Source organism: Nocardia pseudovaccinii, from assembly GCF_050942345.1.
Taxonomy (GTDB): domain Bacteria; phylum Actinomycetota; class Actinomycetes; order Mycobacteriales; family Mycobacteriaceae; genus Nocardia; species Nocardia pseudovaccinii.
This window is the reverse complement of the sequence record NZ_CP192074.1, coordinates 1,332,909-1,334,776: the sequence shown is the minus strand read 5'-3', so window position 1 is coordinate 1,334,776 and position 1,868 is coordinate 1,332,909. Positions and strand designations below refer to the sequence as shown.

The 1,868-nt window shown below is 64.6% G+C and carries 1 protein-coding gene; it reads right to left on the bottom strand.

What is annotated here, in order from left to right; genetic code table 11:
• Window positions 1–431 precede the first annotated feature (431 nt).
• Window positions 432–1,787 carry a GAF domain-containing protein gene (locus ACQPZ2_RS06265; protein WP_433524685.1) on the bottom strand — a complete coding sequence of 452 codons (1,356 nt, stop codon included), beginning with the start codon at window positions 1,785–1,787 and terminating at the stop codon, window positions 432–434.
• Window positions 1,788–1,868 lie beyond the last annotated feature (81 nt).

The window sequence follows — 1,868 nt, the reverse complement described above, 5'->3', positions numbered from 1 at the left end:
CAGAGCCTCCTTGTTCGGCGTAAAAAAGCACGCCGAACGCATTCGGGCAGCACGAATAAGCCGCTGCGGCAACACTGTTCAGCGTTGACACATGGCTTCGACGCCACCACAAGAAGATTCGGCGAATGCGCGGGGCATGACGACACCCGCGCGGGATCGAAACAGATTGCGCCCCGCGTGCGCCTAGCTCTCGAGCACTCCTCCAACGTCGCTGCCGCGGTGCGGGCGCCGCGGCGGTGTCAGCTACATCACACGGATGTGATCCGCATTGCGAACACTAGGCGCTTCGTTAATAAAAAGGAACTTTTTGCACTAAAAAAAGTTGGTCGGCTGTCCAGCGTGCTCAGCTGGGTCGACACAGCTGGGCAAAGCTGTGTCCGCGACCACAATTCGATCGCGGATGTGAGACACAGCACTTTCGGATGTGCAGACTATGAGCGGGAACGTTGCATCCGCGTTGCATCCGCGCCGAGCCGCCGATCGAGTACCCGAATTTTGGCCTCGATCTGCGCATACAGCGGTGAATCGCGATCTATGGTCGCGCGGTACGCGACCCAGGCCGCGGCATCGTCGCGCCCTTCCGCACATGCGGTCCACCGACGCAGCACCGCGGCGTCACCGGAACCGAGCACCGCGGCCCGCAGCCGGACCCGAAGTTCATCGCGAATATCGATAATTCCCGGCGCGGTCGAGCGCGGCAGGACCGGACCCGCGTACAGGCGTAATGCGGTATCGACATCACCGGAATCGAGCGCGGCCCGCAGCGCCTCGATATCGGTTGCGATATGCACCCGCAACCGATAAGGGCGCGAACCGAATACGTTCGGGCCGACGACCGCGCGCAATCGCGACATGGCGGCGCGGATGGTGCCGTTGTCCAGATCCGTGTCGTCGAGCAGCAGTGCGAGATGATCCGCGCCCAGCCCCTCCGGATGTTCCGCGAGCAGCAGCAGAATCTCGGCGTGCCGCTGCGACAACGGAACTCGATCACCCGCGACGGTCAGCAGCGGCTGTCCGAGCCCGAGCACATCCAGACCCAATCGCGCCGCCGCGATTTCACCGGTCGGACTCACCGCCTCGCGCTGACCCGCACGCATCGCGGTCAGCAGCAGATCCATTTCGGCCGCGGTCGAGGTCGCCTTCACCAAGGCCAGAATCTCCGGCTTCGCCACCCGCACGCCCCCGGCGATCATCAGCACCCCGACCAGCCTGCCGTCGGGATCGTGCACCGGCGCCGCGGCACCGGTGATCTGATGCATCCGGTGCAGAAAGTGTTCGGGCCCATGGATCCACGCGGCCCGCCCGGTGCGCACAACCAGGCCGACGGCATTCGTGCCGATGCGGCGTTCGCTGAGATCATCGCCTGCGCGCAGACCGATTTCGGCGGCGGCATCGATCTGATCGGGATTGCCGTGCACCCACAGCACCCGGCCGAACTGATCGGCGACCGCGACGATCAAACCCGTTCTGGCCGTGTCCTGTACGAGCAATTTGTCGATCAGCGGCATCAATGCGGCAATCGGATGTGCGTCGCGGTAGCGCTGCAGATCCGCGCCGCGCAGACCGCGCCCGTCGAGCGTATCCATCGGGTCGACGCCGCCGCGAACACTGCGCAACCAGGATTCGAGCACGACGGGACGCAGCAGACCGGCAAGCTGCGACAGCTGCTCGCCACCCGCGCTAAGATATCCGTGTGCTTGTGCGGCATAGGCTTCCAGTGCGCCGAGCTGAGTGCCGGGTTCGACGCCGTGCCGTGGGGGCCGCCCACCTGCAAGATTGCTGACCATTTGCCTTTCTTTCCGCCCCAAACTGTACCGGCGCGCATAACTCGGACAAGGGCGGTTGCCTTCGTTTGTCCGCCAGGTCAC